Origin of the sequence: Geobacillus sp. C56-T3 (genome assembly GCF_000092445.1) — a bacterium.
GTDB classification, from domain to species: domain Bacteria; phylum Bacillota; class Bacilli; order Bacillales; family Anoxybacillaceae; genus Geobacillus; species Geobacillus thermoleovorans.
In genome coordinates this window covers 1,480,008-1,499,387 of sequence record NC_014206.1, presented here as the reverse complement: position 1 = coordinate 1,499,387, position 19,380 = coordinate 1,480,008, and the positions used below count along the sequence as shown (strand labels likewise).

Annotated in this window: 11 protein-coding genes and 3 CRISPR repeat arrays (1 of these 14 cut by a window edge); of the genes, 4 read left to right on the top strand and 7 right to left on the bottom strand. The window is 48.3% G+C overall.

Features of this window, described 5'->3' with window-relative positions; translation table 11 throughout:
• Positions 1–13: 13 nt before the first annotated feature.
• Genes GC56T3_RS07580 through GC56T3_RS07570 form a run of 3 tightly spaced genes read right to left on the bottom strand, consistent with a single transcriptional unit; the run spans position 14 to position 2,080 of the window.
• Positions 14–736, bottom strand: coding sequence for a polymer-forming cytoskeletal protein (locus GC56T3_RS07580; RefSeq protein ID WP_013145000.1), 723 nt, complete (start codon positions 734–736; stop codon positions 14–16).
• Positions 737–741: 5 nt separating this feature from the next.
• Positions 742–1,446 carry a polymer-forming cytoskeletal protein gene (locus tag GC56T3_RS07575; RefSeq protein WP_013144999.1) on the bottom strand — a complete coding sequence of 235 codons (705 nt, stop codon included), beginning with the start codon at positions 1,444–1,446 and terminating at the stop codon, positions 742–744.
• A 4-nt stretch (positions 1,447–1,450) separates the two neighbouring features.
• Entirely contained in the window at positions 1,451–2,080 is a 630-nt protein-coding gene (locus GC56T3_RS07570) for a YhbD family protein (protein ID WP_013144998.1), read from the bottom strand.
• A gap of 194 nt (positions 2,081–2,274) precedes the next feature.
• Between GC56T3_RS07570 and ade the strand changes: the two genes are divergently transcribed.
• Positions 2,275–4,005 carry an adenine deaminase gene (gene ade / locus GC56T3_RS07565; RefSeq protein ID WP_013144997.1) on the top strand — a complete coding sequence of 577 codons (1,731 nt, stop codon included), beginning with the start codon at positions 2,275–2,277 and terminating at the stop codon, positions 4,003–4,005.
• A 76-nt stretch (positions 4,006–4,081) separates the two neighbouring features.
• Here ade and GC56T3_RS07560 read toward each other — a convergent pair whose 3' ends face one another.
• From GC56T3_RS07560 to GC56T3_RS07550, 4 genes are all read right to left on the bottom strand, one after another.
• Positions 4,082–4,306, bottom strand: a complete 225-nt coding sequence (locus tag GC56T3_RS07560) for a hypothetical protein (RefSeq protein WP_227456706.1) — start codon at positions 4,304–4,306, stop codon at positions 4,082–4,084.
• On the bottom strand, positions 4,299–4,526 hold the full coding sequence (locus GC56T3_RS19935) for a hypothetical protein (RefSeq protein WP_227456705.1): 228 nt from the start codon (positions 4,524–4,526) through the stop codon (positions 4,299–4,301). The genes GC56T3_RS07560 and GC56T3_RS19935 overlap by 8 nt, the downstream gene beginning before the upstream one ends.
• A 148-nt stretch (positions 4,527–4,674) precedes the next feature.
• Positions 4,675–6,333, bottom strand: coding sequence for an IS1634 family transposase (locus tag GC56T3_RS07555; protein ID WP_041468338.1), 1,659 nt, complete (start codon positions 6,331–6,333; stop codon positions 4,675–4,677).
• A gap of 145 nt (positions 6,334–6,478) precedes the next feature.
• A CRISPR array of direct repeats spans positions 6,479–8,470; the repeat unit is 28 nt; unit sequence TTTAAATCCCTCTCCGTTCAGATAAAAC.
• 84 nt (positions 8,471–8,554) lie between these two features.
• On the bottom strand, positions 8,555–10,222 hold the full coding sequence (locus tag GC56T3_RS07550; protein ID WP_013144996.1) for an IS1634 family transposase: 1,668 nt from the start codon (positions 10,220–10,222) through the stop codon (positions 8,555–8,557).
• A gap of 216 nt (positions 10,223–10,438) precedes the next feature.
• Positions 10,439–11,382: direct repeats of the CRISPR family, unit length 29 nt; unit sequence CTTTAAATCCCTCTCCGTTCAGATAAAAC.
• Between the two features lie 140 nt (positions 11,383–11,522).
• Here GC56T3_RS07550 and GC56T3_RS19930 point away from each other — a divergent pair.
• From GC56T3_RS19930 to GC56T3_RS07535, 3 genes are all read left to right on the top strand, one after another.
• Positions 11,523–12,086 (top strand): DUF6431 domain-containing protein, encoded by a 564-nt coding sequence (locus GC56T3_RS19930; RefSeq protein ID WP_041468322.1) that lies wholly within the window; start codon positions 11,523–11,525, stop codon positions 12,084–12,086.
• A gap of 141 nt (positions 12,087–12,227) precedes the next feature.
• Entirely contained in the window at positions 12,228–13,478 is a 1,251-nt protein-coding gene (locus tag GC56T3_RS07540; RefSeq protein WP_041468321.1) for an IS481 family transposase, read from the top strand.
• Positions 13,471–14,271, top strand: coding sequence for an ExeA family protein (locus tag GC56T3_RS07535; RefSeq protein WP_041468319.1), 801 nt, complete (start codon positions 13,471–13,473; stop codon positions 14,269–14,271). The genes GC56T3_RS07540 and GC56T3_RS07535 overlap by 8 nt, the downstream gene beginning before the upstream one ends.
• 199 nt (positions 14,272–14,470) lie before the next feature.
• Positions 14,471–19,380: a CRISPR direct-repeat array (repeat unit 29 nt; unit sequence CTTTAAATCCCTCTCCGTTCAGATAAAAC) (it continues 916 nt past the right edge of the window).

The window sequence follows — 19,380 nt, the reverse complement described above, 5'->3', positions numbered from 1 at the left end:
GTTTCATCTCCCTCTACCTCTGTCTTTTTTCTTTCACCGCGGCATGTTCGTCTTGGGCAAACGCCGTACGATATTCCACAAGCCCAATCTCGCAGCCCGGGCCGATTGTCACCCGCTCGCCCCTGACGACCGCGGCTTTTGTATGTTCCAAATAAATCTCATCGCCTTCAATCGTGTCCGCCTCCAACGTGGCGGATAAGGAAGAAAAACGCGTCAGCCAGTGAATGGCGTTCCACGTTTTGTTTCGCTTGACAGAAATCGTCCGGCCGCCGATTTCCTTGATCGAGCTGTCGGCAAAATACAACGACAATTCCACCTGTTCCGCATTCAACGTCTGTCCGATTCGCACGACACCTGTCAACGAAACGGTTTCCGCCTCGCAGCTTCCCGACACCGACAGCTCGCCATAGCCGCGAATCGCATGCGCTTCCACGCTCCCCTCCACCTGCACCATCCCTCGCAACTGAAGATGCTGCAGATAGGCATGGCCGCGGATGTCTGCTTCCCCAAACACATCCATTTTCTCCGCACGCACTGAACCGTCCATGTTCGCTTGGCCAAACAGGCGAAGCTTGCGGGCGGTGACCGCTCCTTTCATGTCTGCCGAGCCAAACACTTTGCAGCGGTCGCATTCGACATCGCCCCGAATCGTCGCATCGCCGCGGACCGTCACGTTATGGAACACACCGCCGCCAGAAAGCGCCGATCCGTTAATGGTCAAATTTCTCTCTGCCATCGTTCTCACCCTTTCTCTACGGTTCCGATTTTCGCCTCTTTATCGCATTCCAACTCCTCTCGGTATTCGACCCGCTCAATGCGGCATCCTGGCCCAATCACTACGCGATTGCCGCGCACGGTTTTCGCCGTGGTATGCTCGAGATGAACGATATCCCCTTCAATGACATCGGCGGTCAACTCAGCTGGGAAAAACCATTTTTTGAACAGCGAACTTCCTTGCCGCTTTACCATAATCGTTTCCCCGCCGATCTCCTTAGCGCGGCTCGGGCCAAACAGCTTCACTTCGATATAGTCCGCGTTCAGCAGCCCGCCGACCGTGAAATGCCCTTCGACCTCCATCCGCTCGGCCGAACAGTCACCGCCAACGTCGAGCTCGCCATGGACACGAACTGTCTCCGCCGTGCACGAACCTTTCACCACCCCGTGGCCCCGAACCGTCGTCTCTTGGCATTGCACGTTTTCTCCAATTTTCACACTCCCGCTCACTTTCATCCACTCGCACTCGATCCCACCTGTCACATGGCCTTTCCCGGCAATATGAACGGTATTGGCTTTCACGCTTCCTTCCACGGTCGCATTTCCTTGCACTTGCATCTCTAGGCAATCGATGTCGCCATACAGCTTTCCATTCCCCGACAATTTCACCAAGTTGTACAGCCCGCCGGACGCATGCCCGGTTCCGGCAATGACTAAATCGCGCCGCTCCATCCTTTTATCCCTCCGAAATGGCCAATTTCAACTCTTCGATATACGTTGGCACGTGCAGCCGCGCAACGAGCTTCGCCCCTTCTTCCACATACAAGCCGGCCGCTTCTTCCACCAGAAGGCAGACCGTCACCCCCATTTTACGAAGCACGACCAGCTCGCATGATTTCCCTTGCAATTTTGGATAATGACTCTCGAACATCATCCATATGTTCTTTCCTTCTTCTATGCTGATCTCACCGGAACAAAGAAGCCGGTCAACGATGTAAAGGGAAAGAAGCTGCCCGAACGAAACGTCCTGGCGATCGCCCAACTGGTCGCTCAACCATTGCAACGCAACACTCGAAACAATGTGACGTTTTATGACTTCCTCTTTCGTCAAGACGACCGCTGCCGGGTCAGGCGCAAACACGCCCGCCAACTCATCGAGCGACAGCTCATCTTTTAATTCTTTGATTTTCTCAATGCGCGCCAAGATTTTTTCTTTCGGGAAAAACGTCTCTTGCCCGGTGAATGTCGATTTTCGAATAAACCATTCTTCCGGAATGAGCTTTTTCCGCTTCCAGCGGTACAGCTGGCCGTACGAAATGCCAGTCAGCTCGAGCAGTTCTTTTTTCGAAATCAATTCTTGTTCCATGAGCCGCTCACCTCCTTCACCACCATAAGTGTAACATAACATTGTTACGTTGTAAAGAGTGTGAAAACAGCAGTGCCATACATATGTCAAAAAACGAACCAAAGCGGTTGACAACTTGCCATCTAGCTCATTACAATGAAACCAACTTTCGCCGGCGATCAGGGGAGCAGCATGAAGAAAGGAGAATGAGCCACATGCATTCGACATTACAGAAGCAAATCGACGCCGCCGCAAAACAAACGAAGGCCGATCTCGTCATCAAAAACGGAAAAATCGTCAACGTGTTTACGCGCGAAATCATCGAAGGGGATCTCGCCATTGCTGAGGGGATGATCGTCGGCATTGGCCGCTATGAGGGAAAGCAAACGATCGATGCCGAAGGGCGTTATGTATGCCCGGGGCTGATTGACGGACACGTGCATATCGAATCATCAATGGTGCCCCCGAGCGAATTCGCCCGCGTCGTTCTCCCGCATGGGGTCACCACGGTGATCGCCGATCCGCACGAAATCGCGAACGTCGCCGGCGTCCACGGCATCCAGTTTATGCTCGATGATGCGAAACGGACGCCGCTCGATGTGTATATGATGTTGCCGTCGTGCGTGCCGGCCGCCCCATTTGAACATGCCGGAGCCGTCTTATCCGCCGCGGAACTGGCGCCGTTTTTCAACGATGAACGCGTTCTCGGATTGGCGGAAGTGATGGACTATCCGTCATTAAGGGAACAACACCCGTCGATGCTCGACAAATTGGCGCTCGCGGCAAACGCCAACCGCCTGATCGACGGCCACTTGGCCGGCCTTGATGCCAACGCCATCAACGTCTACCGAAGCGCCCGCATCCATACGGATCATGAATGCGTCACCGTCGACGAAGCGCTTGAACGCATTCGCCGCGGCATGTACGTGCTCATTCGCCAAGGATCAGTCGCTAAAGACCTCGAAAAACTTCTTCCTGCCGTCACTGAGCACAACGCGCGCCGCTTTCTGTTTTGCACGGACGATAAACATCTCGACGACTTATGGTTCGAAGGCAGCGTCGACCATAACGTGCGCCTTGTCATTCGCGCTGGGCTCGACCCGCTTCTGGCCATCCAAATGGCCACATTAAACGCCGCCGAGTGCTACCGGTTGCCGACGAAGGGCGCTGTCGCCCCGGGGTATGACGCCGACTTTTTGTTCGTTGAGGATTTGGAAACGCTGAAAATCTCTCACGTATTTAAATCCGGAAAACAGGTGGCCGAGCAGGGGCAGGCCACATTCCGTTCCGAACGATCGGCTTGCGGCATTGAACCAACATTGCGGCAATCCATCCGTTGCCAACCGGTCACCGAAGCCGATCTTCGCATTCCGATGCGGAAAGGAAACAAAGCCCATGTCATTGAGATCATCCCAAACCATTTGCATACGAACCATCTTGTCACCGAAGTCGATGTCCGCGACGGGGCCTTTTCCCCTTCGGTCGAACGGGATTTGCTGAAGCTTGTGGTCGTCGAACGCCATCGCGGCCTCGGCATCGGCCTTGGCATCGTCCGCGGCTTCGGGTTCAAAACAGGCGCCATTGCTTCTTCGATCGCGCACGATTCACACCACATCATCGCCGCTGGCATCAACGACCACGACCTCGTCGTCGCCATCGAACAACTCCGCCGGCAACACGGCGGGCTTGCGGTCGTCAAAGACGGAACGGTGCTCGCCAGCCTGCCGCTTGAAATCGGCGGATTGATGACAAGAAAAAACTATACCGAGGTGCTAAACGGATTGAAACAGATTGACAAAGCACTTGAAGCGATCGGTGCAAGCGGCTCTTTCAATCCGTTCATCACGCTGTCATTTCTCGCCTTGCCGGTCATTCCGGAGCTCAAGCTGACCGATCAAGGGCTGTTTGATGTCAAGCGGTGGGAATGGATTCCGATCGAGGCATAGAGGAGGGCGAGTGTCCCTCCTTCTTTGTTGTTCAAGGATGTATTAACTAATTGATTATTTAGAACATAGTTTATCTTTATAAAAAACCGCATTGTTCCCAAGGAAACACGTCGCCCGCACGGCAAAAAATGTGATGCGAAACGCCCGTTCGTCGGCGGCGCGCCGCCTTGCTGCCGATTCGCGTCGTCTCAATCATGTCATCCCAAAACGGGAGACGAGTGCGAAGGCGCTCGATCATTTTGCGAATGGCCTCTTCCGCCATCTCTCGTTCCAAAAAGGAGAAAAACAGCGTTTCACGCATGTCCCCTTGCCAGCAGCCGCTCGCTGTACAGCAACAAGTAAAACGTGGCATAATTCAAAATCACGCACTTGCATCCATAGCATACAACCAATCCGTCGTAATGATTTTCAATCAACAGCCGTACTTCATCTGGATGGCAGTCGTCCTGCTCGGCGAAATACCGCTCCTCGCTGACGATTTCACTGCCTTCTGGCGTCACGATGTGATACAGCGCCCGCACAAACGTTTCCGCCCGCTGAACTCACATTTCGCACCCTAACAACGTCAAAACAAAGGATTTTTTATTTCGTTTTTCAGAATAAATTTTCGACCAACACGACTAGCGATGGTAATCCTTTTTTTACCATCGCTAGTCGTTCCGTATCACGTTACACGTAAATGCTCTCATCCATGCCCAATCCCTGCAGAATCCTTCGCTGATCCGGGTTGAGGGAGCGATCGAGTGCGCGTTGGATGCGCCCGTCTGGCAGCTCCAGCAGGATGACGTTCACATATTGAAACAGCTGAAAAATCACCTGTCCCGTTGGCCGGGTCAGCTTGCGGCCTCCCGCGCCCTTTAACGGGTGTTCGGGTGTGATGAACTGACGCACCCGGCGCTGAAAAACGCGGTAAATCGCCAAGGCCAAGAGAAATAGATAGCCCAATACGGCAACTCGTTCTGGTTTTTTGACGTAAATCTCATCCGTGAAAAACGGATCTTTCAAAAACGCGAAGTTCATTTCCACCGAGATTTGCCCTTTATACAGCTTCAAGATCTCTTGGGCATCCATTTGTTGGCCCTTCCATTCCTTCGGAACGGTCGTGACGAGGACAAACCGGGACGCTTTCCGTCTTGCCTGTTCCCATGCCGGTTGGTCGAATTCGACGTTTAGGCGAAGGGTGTACAGCGTCTCCGTCTCGGGTTCCGCCCCTTTTTTCGGCCGTCCGCGCCGTTTTTTCGGACGCACGATCTCTTCGACCGCGGCCTCCACTCGATGAAACCGAGGGCGAAGGGACGCCTTGAGGGACGTCAAGGCTTGTTCGGCGTCTTCGCGGCAGGAGAAGGGGTGGCGCTCCCAACGGACTTGTTCCTCACGAAGAAGCTCCGCTTCTTTGACCCGCTCTTTTTCGAGCGTCTTTCCTTTGCGCTGGTCGAGCGCGCTCGATTCGACGACGATCAGCCGAACCGGGTGGCCTTCATAGGTCGCGGCCGTTTCCCATACCCGATGCGTGGCGCCGTTTCTCTCCGCCAGGGTAAAGGGTTCGCTCCACGGGATGTGAGGCGAATCGGCCTCCGCTAATGCCCGTTTCACGATCCGGAGCGACGAAGGGCCTCTGGTGATCAAAAAGGCTCGGGCGGCTTTTGTCTGCGCCAAGGTGTCTTTCGTCATGGCAGCGGAATCAGCCACGTAAATCCATTCGTCGTCGATCTTGGCTTGTTTGAACTGTTCGTGGATCCGCGACAGCACCTCAGGATTCCACGCCTTATCCGATAGATTGCCGTCGTGCACATCGCCGTAAAACGGGATGCCATCCTCGTTGCCGACCAGCCCGAAACCGATCTGTTTTTGCCAACGGTGATGGCGGTTATAGCCATGTGTGATCTGCAAAGCCTCTAATGAGGCCGACTCATACGCTCCGTAAACCGTCTTGTCCGTCGTATCAGCGTGAAAGGCTCGGAGGGAAAGGCCTTCTTTGCGATAAATGTGAATCAAGCAAGTGCTGATGACCTTGTGAATATCGGCCTCATACAAGCGGTCGAGATGACGGGCCAAGGCATCGTCGTTCAACCAGGAAGGCTGGAGACCGGGACGGATGAGTTTCTCTAGATCGATCTCCTGAGCCCATCGTTCTAAGTGAACAAGGGCTTGCCGGCCGTCAAACACATTGTAGATGATGGCCTGAACGGCATCGCTGACTCGCGTTTGGCATTGTGGATCGACGGGCACAAGATGGTCAATCAAGTGGGGGATGTCGAGTTTTTTGACTAGAACACTTATTATATTCAAATAACCATTACGATAGACCCCTTTGACTTTCACATTCATGAGAGAAAAACTCCTTTACGTTCCTTGTGTGTCAAGGATTCATTCGACATCGGAATGAAAAAATCCTCCCGATTTTCGTCGGAAGGGTGCGAAATGTGAGTAAAACCTTTATTTTGCGCCGAATGAGAAAAGAAATTTTCTCTCCGTTTAAATCCCTCTCCGTTCAGATAAAACACGTGGTACTACCGCCTGCGTGCGGTGAATGCGTAGTTTAAATCCCTCTCCGTTCAGATAAAACACGTGGTACTACCGCCTGCGTGCGGTGAATGCGTAGTTTAAATCCCTCTCCGTTCAGATAAAACGGGAATAGGGTTGCCAAGTTCCACATTCCCAGCATGTTTAAATCCCTCTCCGTTCAGATAAAACTTTTATTATTAGGTCTTGGAACACCTACTATTTGCAGTTTAAATCCCTCTCCGTTCAGATAAAACTTTCCACCGATCAGTACTTTCACTGATCCTTTTGCTTTAAATCCCTCTCCGTTCAGATAAAACATTGACAAATACGGAAGTAGGCATGTTATTGATTCACACTTTAAATCCCTCTCCGTTCAGATAAAACGCAGCTGTGCAAGCGAAAGGCCAAATGTATACTGAAAACTTTAAATCCCTCTCCGTTCAGATAAAACGTAGTATTTTGATCCTTGTATGCCGTCGTCTTGGCCTTTAAATCCCTCTCCGTTCAGATAAAACGAGGGCTCTGTATGTGGATGTGGATTGCCATACGATCTTTAAATCCCTCTCCGTTCAGATAAAACCGACTTCTTTCCGCCTCTCTCGTGAGACTCTCGACATGTCTTTAAATCCCTCTCCGTTCAGATAAAACTATGTCCCGTCGCATCAAGCCTCAAGACAGGCTTTCTCTTTAAATCCCTCTCCGTTCAGATAAAACGTAAACCATTTGGAAACGTCGAACGGCGTCTTCTGTTTCTTTAAATCCCTCTCCGTTCAGATAAAACGTGGCCGCCTTTGCTATTTTCATGGTTTGTGACTATATCACCTTTAAATCCCTCTCCGTTCAGATAAAACGACTCAAACCGGAATTCTTGTAATCCTCTATTCCTCCTTTAAATCCCTCTCCGTTCAGATAAAACCAAGGAGCGAAGACAAGGGAGGAGTACCTCGAGGAACAACTTTAAATCCCTCTCCGTTCAGATAAAACAAAGAGCCGGATGAAGACCTTTAATCGTATACTGCTTTAAATCCCTCTCCGTTCAGATAAAACGTATGGACAAATACGTTATTTCCCACTATTGAAAACCTTTAAATCCCTCTCCGTTCAGATAAAACCGATGAATTTATGCAACGTGATCCATATACCGGTCAAACTTTAAATCCCTCTCCGTTCAGATAAAACGATTAAAAACGTATCGAGCAATTTCACGAAATACGACTTTAAATCCCTCTCCGTTCAGATAAAACTAGTGCCACCATGTCGGCTAGTGTGTATTTTTTTCGCACTTTAAATCCCTCTCCGTTCAGATAAAACCGAAAATGGACCGTGGAAAGACCATTTTGACGAAACTTTAAATCCCTCTCCGTTCAGATAAAACGGTCTTGATTTTAGCGATTTCCGTAAAATCGACGCCTTTAAATCCCTCTCCGTTCAGATAAAACCCTGTCTTGAGGCTTGATGCGACGGGACATATTGCCTTTAAATCCCTCTCCGTTCAGATAAAACTCAGTTCGGGAACGCCTCGATACACGCCATCATTCGCGCTTTAAATCCCTCTCCGTTCAGATAAAACGCAAGAGGGGGTATGCGTATGCGCGTCCGCATCATATCTTTAAATCCCTCTCCGTTCAGATAAAACTTGCTATCGTTTATGCATCAAGATCATTCGGCTATCTTTAAATCCCTCTCCGTTCAGATAAAACTAATGCCCTGCGTATAGGCGCGTTTGATTAATTCGACTTTAAATCCCTCTCCGTTCAGATAAAACGCAAGAAAAATTAAATGAAGAAGTTTATGCTTCTTTCACTTTAAATCCCTCTCCGTTCAGATAAAACGAACCGGCATGATCGAGAATCCAATCATTTCCGATCTTTAAATCCCTCTCCGTTCAGATAAAACGCCATTGGGTGTGTAATGAAAAATTCTACATTCGCCTTTAAATCCCTCTCCGTTCACCCGAGTTCGACAGTCACTAGGCAAACAAAATGCCTCTCGCCCCTTGAGGCAAAAGGGACGAGAGACATTTGGGCACACTTTGGGCGTGTATCTAGGCGCGAGGATGGATGCCTAGGATCTTCGGAGGAGGCTCCAGCCCTAGAGCCGCAAAGAATTGAGCCTGTTTGGCCGTCAGTTCGGTTCGTTGATAAAGGTCGCCGTTTTTGGAAGAAAAATGTCCAAGCATAAGACGCTCACATTCATCCCTTACTTTCGGCCACGATTCATGGGTTCGGATCTCCACGATCCGAACTAACAAGAGAGCAAGCCAACTGAGTAGCACATGCGCCCGAATGCGGTCTTCCAAGCGATGATACATAGGTCGCAATTCCAATGTAGACTTCAATGTTCGGAAGGCCTGCTCAATATCCACCAGCTGCTTATACCCGATGGCGACATCTTCGGCAGACAAGGTGTCATCGGATGTCCGGATGAGATATTTGCCGTCGTACTTTTCCGCGTCACGAACCGCTTGCTTGTCGATGCGAAGGGTTCCGTCCTTCAACTGGCGCAAGTATTTTCCGTAGGACGGATGGGAACGCAACCGGCAGGTCGCCTTATGATGGGCTTCGTTTGGGAGTTGGCGAAGCCCTTCTAACTCCTCTTTCAGCGATTCGAGCAGCTTTTCTCGCTCCTTGCGTTGGCGTTCGGCTTCGCTGGGATTGTACACGAGAACATAGCGCTGACGCGCTTCTCCGTCGCCCACGATGATTTCTTTGATGTGCAAATTCTCGTCCACTTCATGATAACGTCCGCGACGGCTTAAGGCCTCTTCGACGGCGGCTTTGCCGGATCGCATTTTTTCGCCGACAATGTAGTGTCCCCCGGCCTGTTGCAAGATTCGCAAATTCTCTTCAGAGGAAAAGCCGCGGTCCATGACGCTGATCACACGTCCAAGCTTCCAGCCAATCAAGTCTTGTTTCACCTGTTTGATGACCGTCATGTCCATGGTATTGCCAGGCCATACCCAAGCGCGAATCGGGATTCCTTCCCGGGTGACAGCCAGCCCAATGACGATTTGAACCAAGTCTGGGCGTTTGTCTTTCGAGAATCCTTGTTTTCGAAGCGATTCTCCTTCCGGTGTTTCAGAGGGATCCACTTCGAAGTACGACGAAGTCGTATCGAAGTAAATCAAGTCGACTTCCAAATTCAATAAATCGGCCACGGCATGGAACACTTGACGTTCCAATTCCGGCTGCACGGCCAGCAGTTCATCCATCGCCCGGTACAACTGGTGGCTGGCGGCTTGAGGAAGGTGAGGGATATACACGTCTTTCTCCACCCACTCCTCCATCGCCAACTTGCTTGACGGATGAAGGGCGCGATTGGCCACCATGGCAAAAATCAGCCGTTCCAGCGAAATCTGGTGATGTCGGGAGGTAAACAAGGAGTGGAGAATCTCTCCCAACCCCAGTTGTCTCCAGAGCTGATCCAAGAGCCAAACGCCGCCGAGGTGTTTGCATGACTGGAATTGAAAGTCATCGGAAGCTTCTCCTGTCAACGTTTCGACTTCCCAAGCCTGCTCAGGAGAAAGGAATCGCGAAATGCTTTTGGCCAGACGTTCCAGGACGGCGCGATCCACCTCGTCTTCGCGCCCGAACGAATAAATCACCTTCGCTTTCGCATATTTGGCCTTTGGATCCCATTCATTGTGAGCAAGCTGGAGATAAGCAACGGTTGTTCCATTCTTGTTTTTGCGTGTGACTCGTCGTATGTACATGCCTATATTATAACGTATAAACTTTATTTTTAAAAGAAAAAATTAATAAATCGTGTGCCTATGAAATTCGGCGTTTTTTTCTAGGATCCGCATCGTGAAATCCTTGATATTACAGCATTTTGACCATTTTCATTTGCCTAAAATGGCCTCAAAACTGTCGAACTCGGGGTTCAGATAAAACATTGTTCGTCACCAACGTTACATTTTTTCCGTAATCTTTAAATCCCTCTCCGTTCAGATAAAACAGATCATTGCCGATAAATCCTAAGCCGTCAGGATCATCCTTTAAATCCCTCTCCGTTCAGATAAAACGTTAACATTAATTCTGTGTTTTCTAATGCTTTTTCCTTTAAATCCCTCTCCGTTCAGATAAAACTTTAAAAAGTTCGTGAAGCGTTTAAAGTACAAATACTTTAAATCCCTCTCCGTTCAGATAAAACCCGAATGTTTCCCGTTTGGCTCCTACCAACTTTAATACTTTAAATCCCTCTCCGTTCAGATAAAACGTCACGGCGAATGTGAACGGTCATAGGTCCTCCATCTTTAAATCCCTCTCCGTTCAGATAAAACCTTGCTTCCCCGCCTGTGTAATACTCATACCATCCTACCTTTAAATCCCTCTCCGTTCAGATAAAACAAATTACCAGTATAACGGTCATAAGATTTCATTAAACTTTAAATCCCTCTCCGTTCAGATAAAACCCAGCAAACGTCTTGGCGTGACCGTCACATGTATTACTTTAAATCCCTCTCCGTTCAGATAAAACACAAATTCCATTATATCAATACAAAAATAGCTGACAACTTTAAATCCCTCTCCGTTCAGATAAAACTATATCGACCGTGAACTTGGGCAGCGGCGCATCGGCTTTAAATCCCTCTCCGTTCAGATAAAACGAGTTTCTGATGAATATTGAGCGGTTTCGGTTGTTCTTTAAATCCCTCTCCGTTCAGATAAAACGAAGGTGTGCAGTAATATTTTAGGTGTGCTGTTATCTTTAAATCCCTCTCCGTTCAGATAAAACTTGCTTTATGTATGGCAGGAATGAAAAAACCTTATCACCTTTAAATCCCTCTCCGTTCAGATAAAACAGATTAGGGGCCTCGTTGAATACGAGGTTAAACATCGCACTTTAAATCCCTCTCTGTAAATTATCATTTTATTTCAGCATAAAACGCCCATTTTTTTGCACATTCTTTCAGAAAGCCCTCTCCCCTTTTCTGAAGGAATGTGCTAATTTTTTTGTGAATTGTTTCGGACGAAGATTTCCATTCGTTTCAAGGAGAGGGGGAAGGAAGTGTGATCCAGTTTCACGACTTTGGCATTGACATTCAAACGTATACGGATCGTGGGAAAGGGAACGATTTTCCCGACGTGAACCAATGCCCCCACTGTCCATCCCGCCGCCCCTTGCATCGTCACGGATACTACCAACGCTATGCGTTGACGGCAGAGGGGGAGTATCGCCTTTGGATCGCACGATATCGCTGTCAAGAGTGCCGTAAAACCGTGAGTGTGCTGCCTTCTTTTCTCCTCCCGTATGTTCAATATACACGGCCGGTCATCTGGCAAGCGGTCAAAACGTGGCTCGAAACGCCAAGGCGAGGAGCGAAGACCAAACAGGTTGTTTTTCCCACCAAGGAGGTCATCTTGTTTTATGTCCGACGATTTTTACGGAATCTTTCCCGCTTGCATCACGCGGCGGTGAGAAGGTGGGGGATCATCGGCCCTGTGGGGAACGCAAGAACAGAACGGGCGGTTTGGTGGATGCAGACCTTGGAGGGACGGGGGGTGGGCTCGATCATCCAAGACCTGTGGACAAACGAGAGGTGGCATCCGTTTGCGGATCAAATTGCTTCCTGATTTTCTACTTAACACCAAAAACGGAGATGGTTGATGTTCCCACAAACCCTTCCTCTCGACGAATCTCGAGCCGTTTCGTAAGATAGGAGGCAGAGGGACCGGAACGGTCCAACATCACAGGGAGACAGGGAGGAGATCCGGATGGATGAATCGATGAGACACGACATCGCGCTGTTTCGGTACGGGCTGATCGCTCCGTTGGTGAATGGCCAGGTGGAGCCCAAAGTGTATTTGAATGAGGTGGGCGGGCGAGTGCATTCGATTCCTCATCAAGGGGACAAGCCCATTGCGGCGAAGACGATTCTGGATTGGTGCGCCCGATACAAAAAAGGGGGCTTCGACGCCTTGAAGCCGAAGCGCCGTTCGGACCGCGGCCGCTCCAGACGTCTGTCCCCCGATGATGAGGATCATATTCTAGCATTGAGGAAGGAACATCCCACCATGCCCGTGACCCTATTCTACGAACAACTCACCAAGCAGGGGGACATTCCCACCACCCTCTCATACTTTACTATATACCGATTGTTGAAAAAACACAACCTGGTGGGAAAAGAAATCTTGCCGATGCCGGAGCGAAAGCGTTTTGCGTATGACCAGATCAATGAGCTATGGCAAGGGGACTTATCCCATGGACCCACGATTCGCGTCCATGGGAAAGCCCAGAAAACGTTTTTGATCGCGTATATCGATGACTGCTCGCGGTTGGTGCCGTATGCCCAATTTTTCCCTTCGGAGAAATTTGACGGGCTGCGGATCGTCACAAAGGAAGCGGTGCTTCGTTGCGGGAAGCCGAAACGCATTTACTCGGACAACGGGAAAATTTATCGATCCGAGGTGCTGCAGTATGCGTGCGCCGAGATGGGGATTACGCTCATCCACACTCAGCCGTATGACCCGCAAAGCAAAGGGAAAATCGAACGGTTCTTCCGCACCGTACAGACGCGGTTTTATCCGCTGTTAGAGCTGAATCCGCCGAAGTCGCTTGACGAGTTGAACGAGCGTTTTTGGAAGTGGCTTGAAGAAGAGTATCATCGAAAACCGCACGCCTCACTGGACGGAAAAACGCCGCATGAGGTGTTTCAGTCCCAAGTGGAACGAGTGGTGTGGATCGAAGACATCGATTGGCTGGACGCGATTTTTCTGAAACGGGAGCACCGCAAGGTGAAAGCCGATGGCACGATCACCCTGAATAAACAGCTATACGAAGTGCCGCCTCGGTTCATTGGGCAATCGATTGAGCTCCGCTATGACGAACGAGGCGTCTATGTGTACGAAGATGGCAAACGGGTGGCGGAAGCCATTCGGGTGCGTTTGGAGGATAACGCCTATGTGAAGCGCCACCGGTCGCCGTTTGCGGCGGTTTCGGCGAAGGAGGGCGAACAGGATGTATAAAACGTTTTATTCCCTCTCGCGGGAGCCGTTTGCGAAAGAAACAGATCCGTCCGAGGCGTATCAAGGGGCGGCGTTTCAAGAAGCGCTGCGGGCGCTGGAGTACGTGAAACGAACCCGGGGGATCGGGCTGTTGATCGGAGAGCCGGGGGCGGGCAAGACGTTCGCCCTTCGGGCGCTGAAAGAGTCATTGAATCCATCATTGTATCATGTCGTCTACTTTCCGTTATCCACCGGAGGCGTGATGGATTTTTACCGTGGACTGGCCTTGGGATTAGGAGAGGAACCGAAGTACCGCAAGGTAGATCTCTTCCGCCAAATCCAGCAGGCGATCGAGCGATTGCATCATGAACGACGGATCACGCCGGTGTTCATTTTGGACGAGATGCATTTAGCAAAGGATGCCTTTTTACAAGACATCGCCATCTTGTTCAACTTTGAGATGGATTCAACCAACCCATTTGTCTTGATTTTGGCCGGGTTGCCTCATTTACAGGGGAAGCTGCGGCTCAATCAGCACCGCCCTCTCGACCAGCGGATCATCATGCGATACCGGATGGGGCCGCTGGAGAAGGAAGAGGTGGCGGGCTACATCGAGCATCGGATGAAACAGGCCGGGGCCAAGCATCCGATCTTCACCCCATCGGCGTTAGAGGCAATTGCCCTGCAATCACGTGGTTGGCCCCGTGTCATCAACACGTTGGCCACGACGTGCCTGCTGTACGGGCATCAGCTGAAAAAGGACGTCATTGACGAAGAAGTGGTGCGCATGGCTGCAGAGGAAATGGGGCATTAGCACGAAAGGGGCCAAATCGGCCTCTTTTGTGCTTTTTCTTTTTCATCGGTCCATCAGGCGCGCTGGAAATTCTTCATCTGAAAGAGCGTGCAAATGTTCCGAAAGAATGTGCAAAATCCGCAATAATCCGCAAAAATTTTGCACATTATTTCAGAATCCATCTGAAATAATTTGAAAAAGGGATTCTGAAATAATGTGCTAATTTACACCTCTCCGTTCAGATAAAACAAATCTTGTTCTGTGGTCATTTTACTCGTGTTGATTCTTTAAATCCCTCTCCGTTCAGATAAAACCGAGCAGGCTTTTAGCGATCTTGACCAATCGTACACATCTTTAAATCCCTCTCCGTTCAGATAAAACCAAGATACGGCTTGATCGTCGTGACGATCTCCTCCAACTTTAAATCCCTCTCCGTTCAGATAAAACAATTAGGTGTATTCAAGACGCCGCCGGTGTTTGTACTTTAAATCCCTCTCCGTTCAGATAAAACTAACTCTTTTTCGACCGCATCTGTCTGTAAATCAGCTCTTTAAATCCCTCTCCGTTCAGATAAAACGGCTTCCTGTTTCGCATGTTGCTCATCTCCTTTGTCTTTAAATCCCTCTCCGTTCAGATAAAACGTGATTGGGTCAGATTTTTAGAACGACAGCTGGATTCTTTAAATCCCTCTCCGTTCAGATAAAACGATGTCGTTATCTTACATCCCGATAAAAGAGAGCTTCTTTAAATCCCTCTCCGTTCAGATAAAACGCAACGACCGCATTTCATCACGCCGGAAAAAAGATCTTTAAATCCCTCTCCGTTCAGATAAAACAATTGAACCAGCGTTGACTCGATGTCAGCTTCATTCCTTTAAATCCCTCTCCGTTCAGATAAAACCCGCTTATGTCGCGTTACCACCAAAACCGAAAACACCTTTAAATCCCTCTCCGTTCAGATAAAACTAGTAATCAAGATACCAGCCGGCTCTGGTTCAATGAGCTTTAAATCCCTCTCCGTTCAGATAAAACGAGTAACATTAAATCCGTTATGTCGCCAGAACAAGCTTTAAATCCCTCTCCGTTCAGATAAAACTCTCATAAGCGAATTTGATAAAAGCAGGGAAATTGACCTTTAAATCCCTCTCCGTTCAGATAAAACAAACTTTAATTGAGCGAGTTATTAAAAGTCTTGAACTCTTTAAATCCCTCTCCGTTCAGATAAAACAACGATGCGGTGAAGCAGTCTTTAAAGGCATCAATTGCTTTAAATCCCTCTCCGTTCAGATAAAACAGACAACCATTTGAAGAATGAAGCATTATTCGCTTTTCTTTAAATCCCTCTCCGTTCAGATAAAACCAGATGTCCCAGTGGATTAGCGGCCATCGGAGACGACTTTAAATCCCTCTCCGTTCAGATAAAACTATAATGTGAAACATGTTCGGTATGCGCTTGTTTTTACTTTAAATCCCTCTCCGTTCAGATAAAACGGCCGGTGTTGCTGTTCCTCAGTCGGATGTTATAGTCTTTAAATCCCTCTCCGTTCAGATAAAACCAAGAAAAAAGCAGGAACGGACCAAGTGCTGATATATACTTTAAATCCCTCTCCGTTCAGATAAAACTATACGGACGTAAAGAACACAGCAGGCGCTAAACACCTTTAAATCCCTCTCCGTTCAGATAAAACTCGATTTCCCAACCAAGTAATTCCGCAAGTACGCTGTCTTTAAATCCCTCTCCGTTCAGATAAAACCCCGTTATATTCGAATGAGTAAATTTCAAAAGACTTAGACTTTAAATCCCTCTCCGTTCAGATAAAACTTGCCATTCTTGTTCAAACCATTGCTTTCGCTCCTCCTTTAAATCCCTCTCCGTTCAGATAAAACCCGCTGTAGTCGCCACCTCTCAATATCCGCATTCCCTTTAAATCCCTCTCCGTTCAGATAAAACGAAGAAATCTTCCCAGACTTTATCCAATTTCTGACTTTAAATCCCTCTCCGTTCAGATAAAACATATGTTCGGCTGCACTCGGTACCGCCCATTTTCCCTTTAAATCCCTCTCCGTTCAGATAAAACATTCGCCGAGACGATGATCCCGATCTTCTCCAGTTCTTTAAATCCCTCTCCGTTCAGATAAAACCTTGCTCATTATGAAATCACTTCACTGTTCAACTTCCTTTAAATCCCTCTCCGTTCAGATAAAACCTACTGGTGTTCATAAGCAACGAGTGAAGCAAGAACCTTTAAATCCCTCTCCGTTCAGATAAAACCACCACACCACTCCCAATCGGCTCACCGAGATATTCACTTTAAATCCCTCTCCGTTCAGATAAAACACGCGCCGAGCGATGCCGCCAGATTTATCTTTAACTTTAAATCCCTCTCCGTTCAGATAAAACCTGTCCGCCAGGCAGAACTGGCAGAAGCGTGGAACCGCTTTAAATCCCTCTCCGTTCAGATAAAACTGGGTCGCAAGCAGCCAATTCGATACATCTATGTCAACTTTAAATCCCTCTCCGTTCAGATAAAACCAGGGAGTGGGACATATTGTAAGGTTATAACTCTTGCTTTAAATCCCTCTCCGTTCAGATAAAACGAACGTCAAGCCGGCATGTATCAGCTCACCCAAGCTACTTTAAATCCCTCTCCGTTCAGATAAAACAATCGGCAGACGCATTAGTAATAGCTTTACGTGCTTCTTTAAATCCCTCTCCGTTCAGATAAAACGAACACGCCATGTTTTTCGTTCGTGTGTTTATCGCCTTTAAATCCCTCTCCGTTCAGATAAAACGTTACATGGGTGTTGCTGATTATTATTGCTCTGCTCTTTAAATCCCTCTCCGTTCAGATAAAACACAGAAAAGCCGGTTGAGTGGCGGAGAGAACGAATCACTTTAAATCCCTCTCCGTTCAGATAAAACAAAGAGTGCGAGGGGCGATTCGAAGAAAGTGAGGACTTTAAATCCCTCTCCGTTCAGATAAAACGGGATTTATACACGCCGCAAACCGGTTGGACGTGCTACCTTTAAATCCCTCTCCGTTCAGATAAAACATTGACGGACAACAATATAAACTACGATTGTTGACCTTTAAATCCCTCTCCGTTCAGATAAAACCGGTGACGTCAGCAAAATGAGTGTGTATCGTCCGACTTTAAATCCCTCTCCGTTCAGATAAAACCCGACTGCCGGCGTAGTTGGCGGTGTAGTAGTGATGCTTTAAATCCCTCTCCGTTCAGATAAAACGGATCCCTGCTGGCGGGAATTGGCGCAATTTTGCCTTTAAATCCCTCTCCGTTCAGATAAAACAAATACTGAAAGGGGAAATGACGAATGACAAAAGATTCTTTAAATCCCTCTCCGTTCAGATAAAACGCTCCCCCTGAAAAACTTATTCTTTTCTATGTTTTTTCTTTAAATCCCTCTCCGTTCAGATAAAACCATCTCTGCTCTGATGAAGGAACTGGAGAAAATCAAACTTTAAATCCCTCTCCGTTCAGATAAAACGTATCCCCCTTTAATACCCATGATCTTGCCGCTTGCTTTAAATCCCTCTCCGTTCAGATAAAACTGTATATCGGTACACCGAACGGAAATCAGCTTCTTGCTTTAAATCCCTCTCCGTTCAGATAAAACCTTCATACACGCGAATAAACGACACAATCTCTTCACTTTAAATCCCTCTCCGTTCAGATAAAACACCGACGCTTCCAGGCTTTTCGCTCTCTACATTCACACTTTAAATCCCTCTCCGTTCAGATAAAACAATGATGCAATCGTAAATTCTTCTCCGTCCCCTTCCTTTAAATCCCTCTCCGTTCAGATAAAACGGCGATACGGTTGAGGCTGATGATGTGAATATGCTTCCTTTAAATCCCTCTCCGTTCAGATAAAACGTTGTCACAGACAGCCTAACGGTTGCGGAAGTGTTCTTTAAATCCCTCTCCGTTCAGATAAAACAAATACATCAGAAGTTGAAGCTGACCGAAGAGTTTTCTTTAAATCCCTCTCCGTTCAGATAAAACGCTGTAGAAGCGACAAATCCCGTTCATGTGTTGTTCTTTAAATCCCTCTCCGTTCAGATAAAACTCGCATTCCTGCTCCTTCTCTGTCAGCATCTTGTGCGCACTTTAAATCCCTCTCCGTTCAGATAAAACAATGTTGCGTTGCAAGATGATGAGGTGCCAATTCTCTTTAAATCCCTCTCCGTTCAGATAAAACCGGTGAAGCAGGTGAATGATGCAGTTGTTGCACATTCGGCTTTAAATCCCTCTCCGTTCAGATAAAACTATAATTCAAACACAAACTCCCGCTATCCTCTTCTCTTTAAATCCCTCTCCGTTCAGATAAAACTAATGCTGTGCGAAACCAAACATACACACTCGACTCTTTAAATCCCTCTCCGTTCAGATAAAACGCGGGGCCCCGCCCGCGCGGAGCGGGGCGCGGTCGTACTTTAAATCCCTCTCCGTTCAGATAAAACGTCGGTTTTGTTGTTGCCAAGGCGGTGTTTGATCCGCTTTAAATCCCTCTCCGTTCAGATAAAACATAAAACATCGAGCCGCCATAATCAAAAGAATTATACTTTAAATCCCTCTCCGTTCAGATAAAACCTCCTGCTACGTCAACGACAGGTCAGACATTGACGCTTTAAATCCCTCTCCGTTCAGATAAAACAAGCAAAACCGATGCCAACACCGACCACAACCAAACTTTAAATCCCTCTCCGTTCAGATAAAACGTGATTGCCTTACCTAATTCTTTTCCTGCTACGTCGTCTTTAAATCCCTCTCCGTTCAGATAAAACGAGATTATTCAATTCGTTGAACAAAACGGCTTTCTTTAAATCCCTCTCCGTTCAGATAAAACTTACGATTTTGTTGATTCTGAGACAGCAGAACGTAAAGTCTTTAAATCCCTCTCCGTTCAGATAAAACGCGTTGGCCTGTCTGCGATTGGTGGGATCGCTTTATCTTTAAATCCCTCTCCGTTCAGATAAAACCGATTACGTCTGCATATGTCGCGGCTGTCCTCGTTCTTTAAATCCCTCTCCGTTCAGATAAAACGCTCCCGGATCGCGAGGGGGGCGTCAAGGGGATCGCTTTAAATCCCTCTCCGTTCAGATAAAAC

Bases quoted from the DNA above. Each gene is read 5' to 3' on its own strand.
- GC56T3_RS07550 (WP_013144996.1), bottom strand. From the start codon at position 10,222: ATGTACATACGACGAGTCACACGCAAAAACAAGAATGGAACAACCGTT.
- GC56T3_RS07560 (WP_227456706.1), bottom strand. From the start codon at position 4,306: ATGCGTGAAACGCTGTTTTTCTCCTTTTTGGAACGAGAGATGGCGGAA.
- GC56T3_RS07570 (WP_013144998.1), bottom strand. From the start codon at position 2,080: ATGGAACAAGAATTGATTTCGAAAAAAGAACTGCTCGAGCTGACTGGC.
- GC56T3_RS07555 (WP_041468338.1), bottom strand. From the start codon at position 6,333: ATGAATGTGAAAGTCAAAGGGGTCTATCGTAATGGTTATTTGAATATA.
- GC56T3_RS07540 (WP_041468321.1), top strand. From the start codon at position 12,228: ATGGATGAATCGATGAGACACGACATCGCGCTGTTTCGGTACGGGCTG.
- GC56T3_RS07535 (WP_041468319.1), top strand. From the start codon at position 13,471: ATGTATAAAACGTTTTATTCCCTCTCGCGGGAGCCGTTTGCGAAAGAA.
- GC56T3_RS07580 (WP_013145000.1), bottom strand. From the start codon at position 736: ATGGCAGAGAGAAATTTGACCATTAACGGATCGGCGCTTTCTGGCGGC.
- ade (WP_013144997.1), top strand. From the start codon at position 2,275: ATGCATTCGACATTACAGAAGCAAATCGACGCCGCCGCAAAACAAACG.
- GC56T3_RS07575 (WP_013144999.1), bottom strand. From the start codon at position 1,446: ATGGAGCGGCGCGATTTAGTCATTGCCGGAACCGGGCATGCGTCCGGC.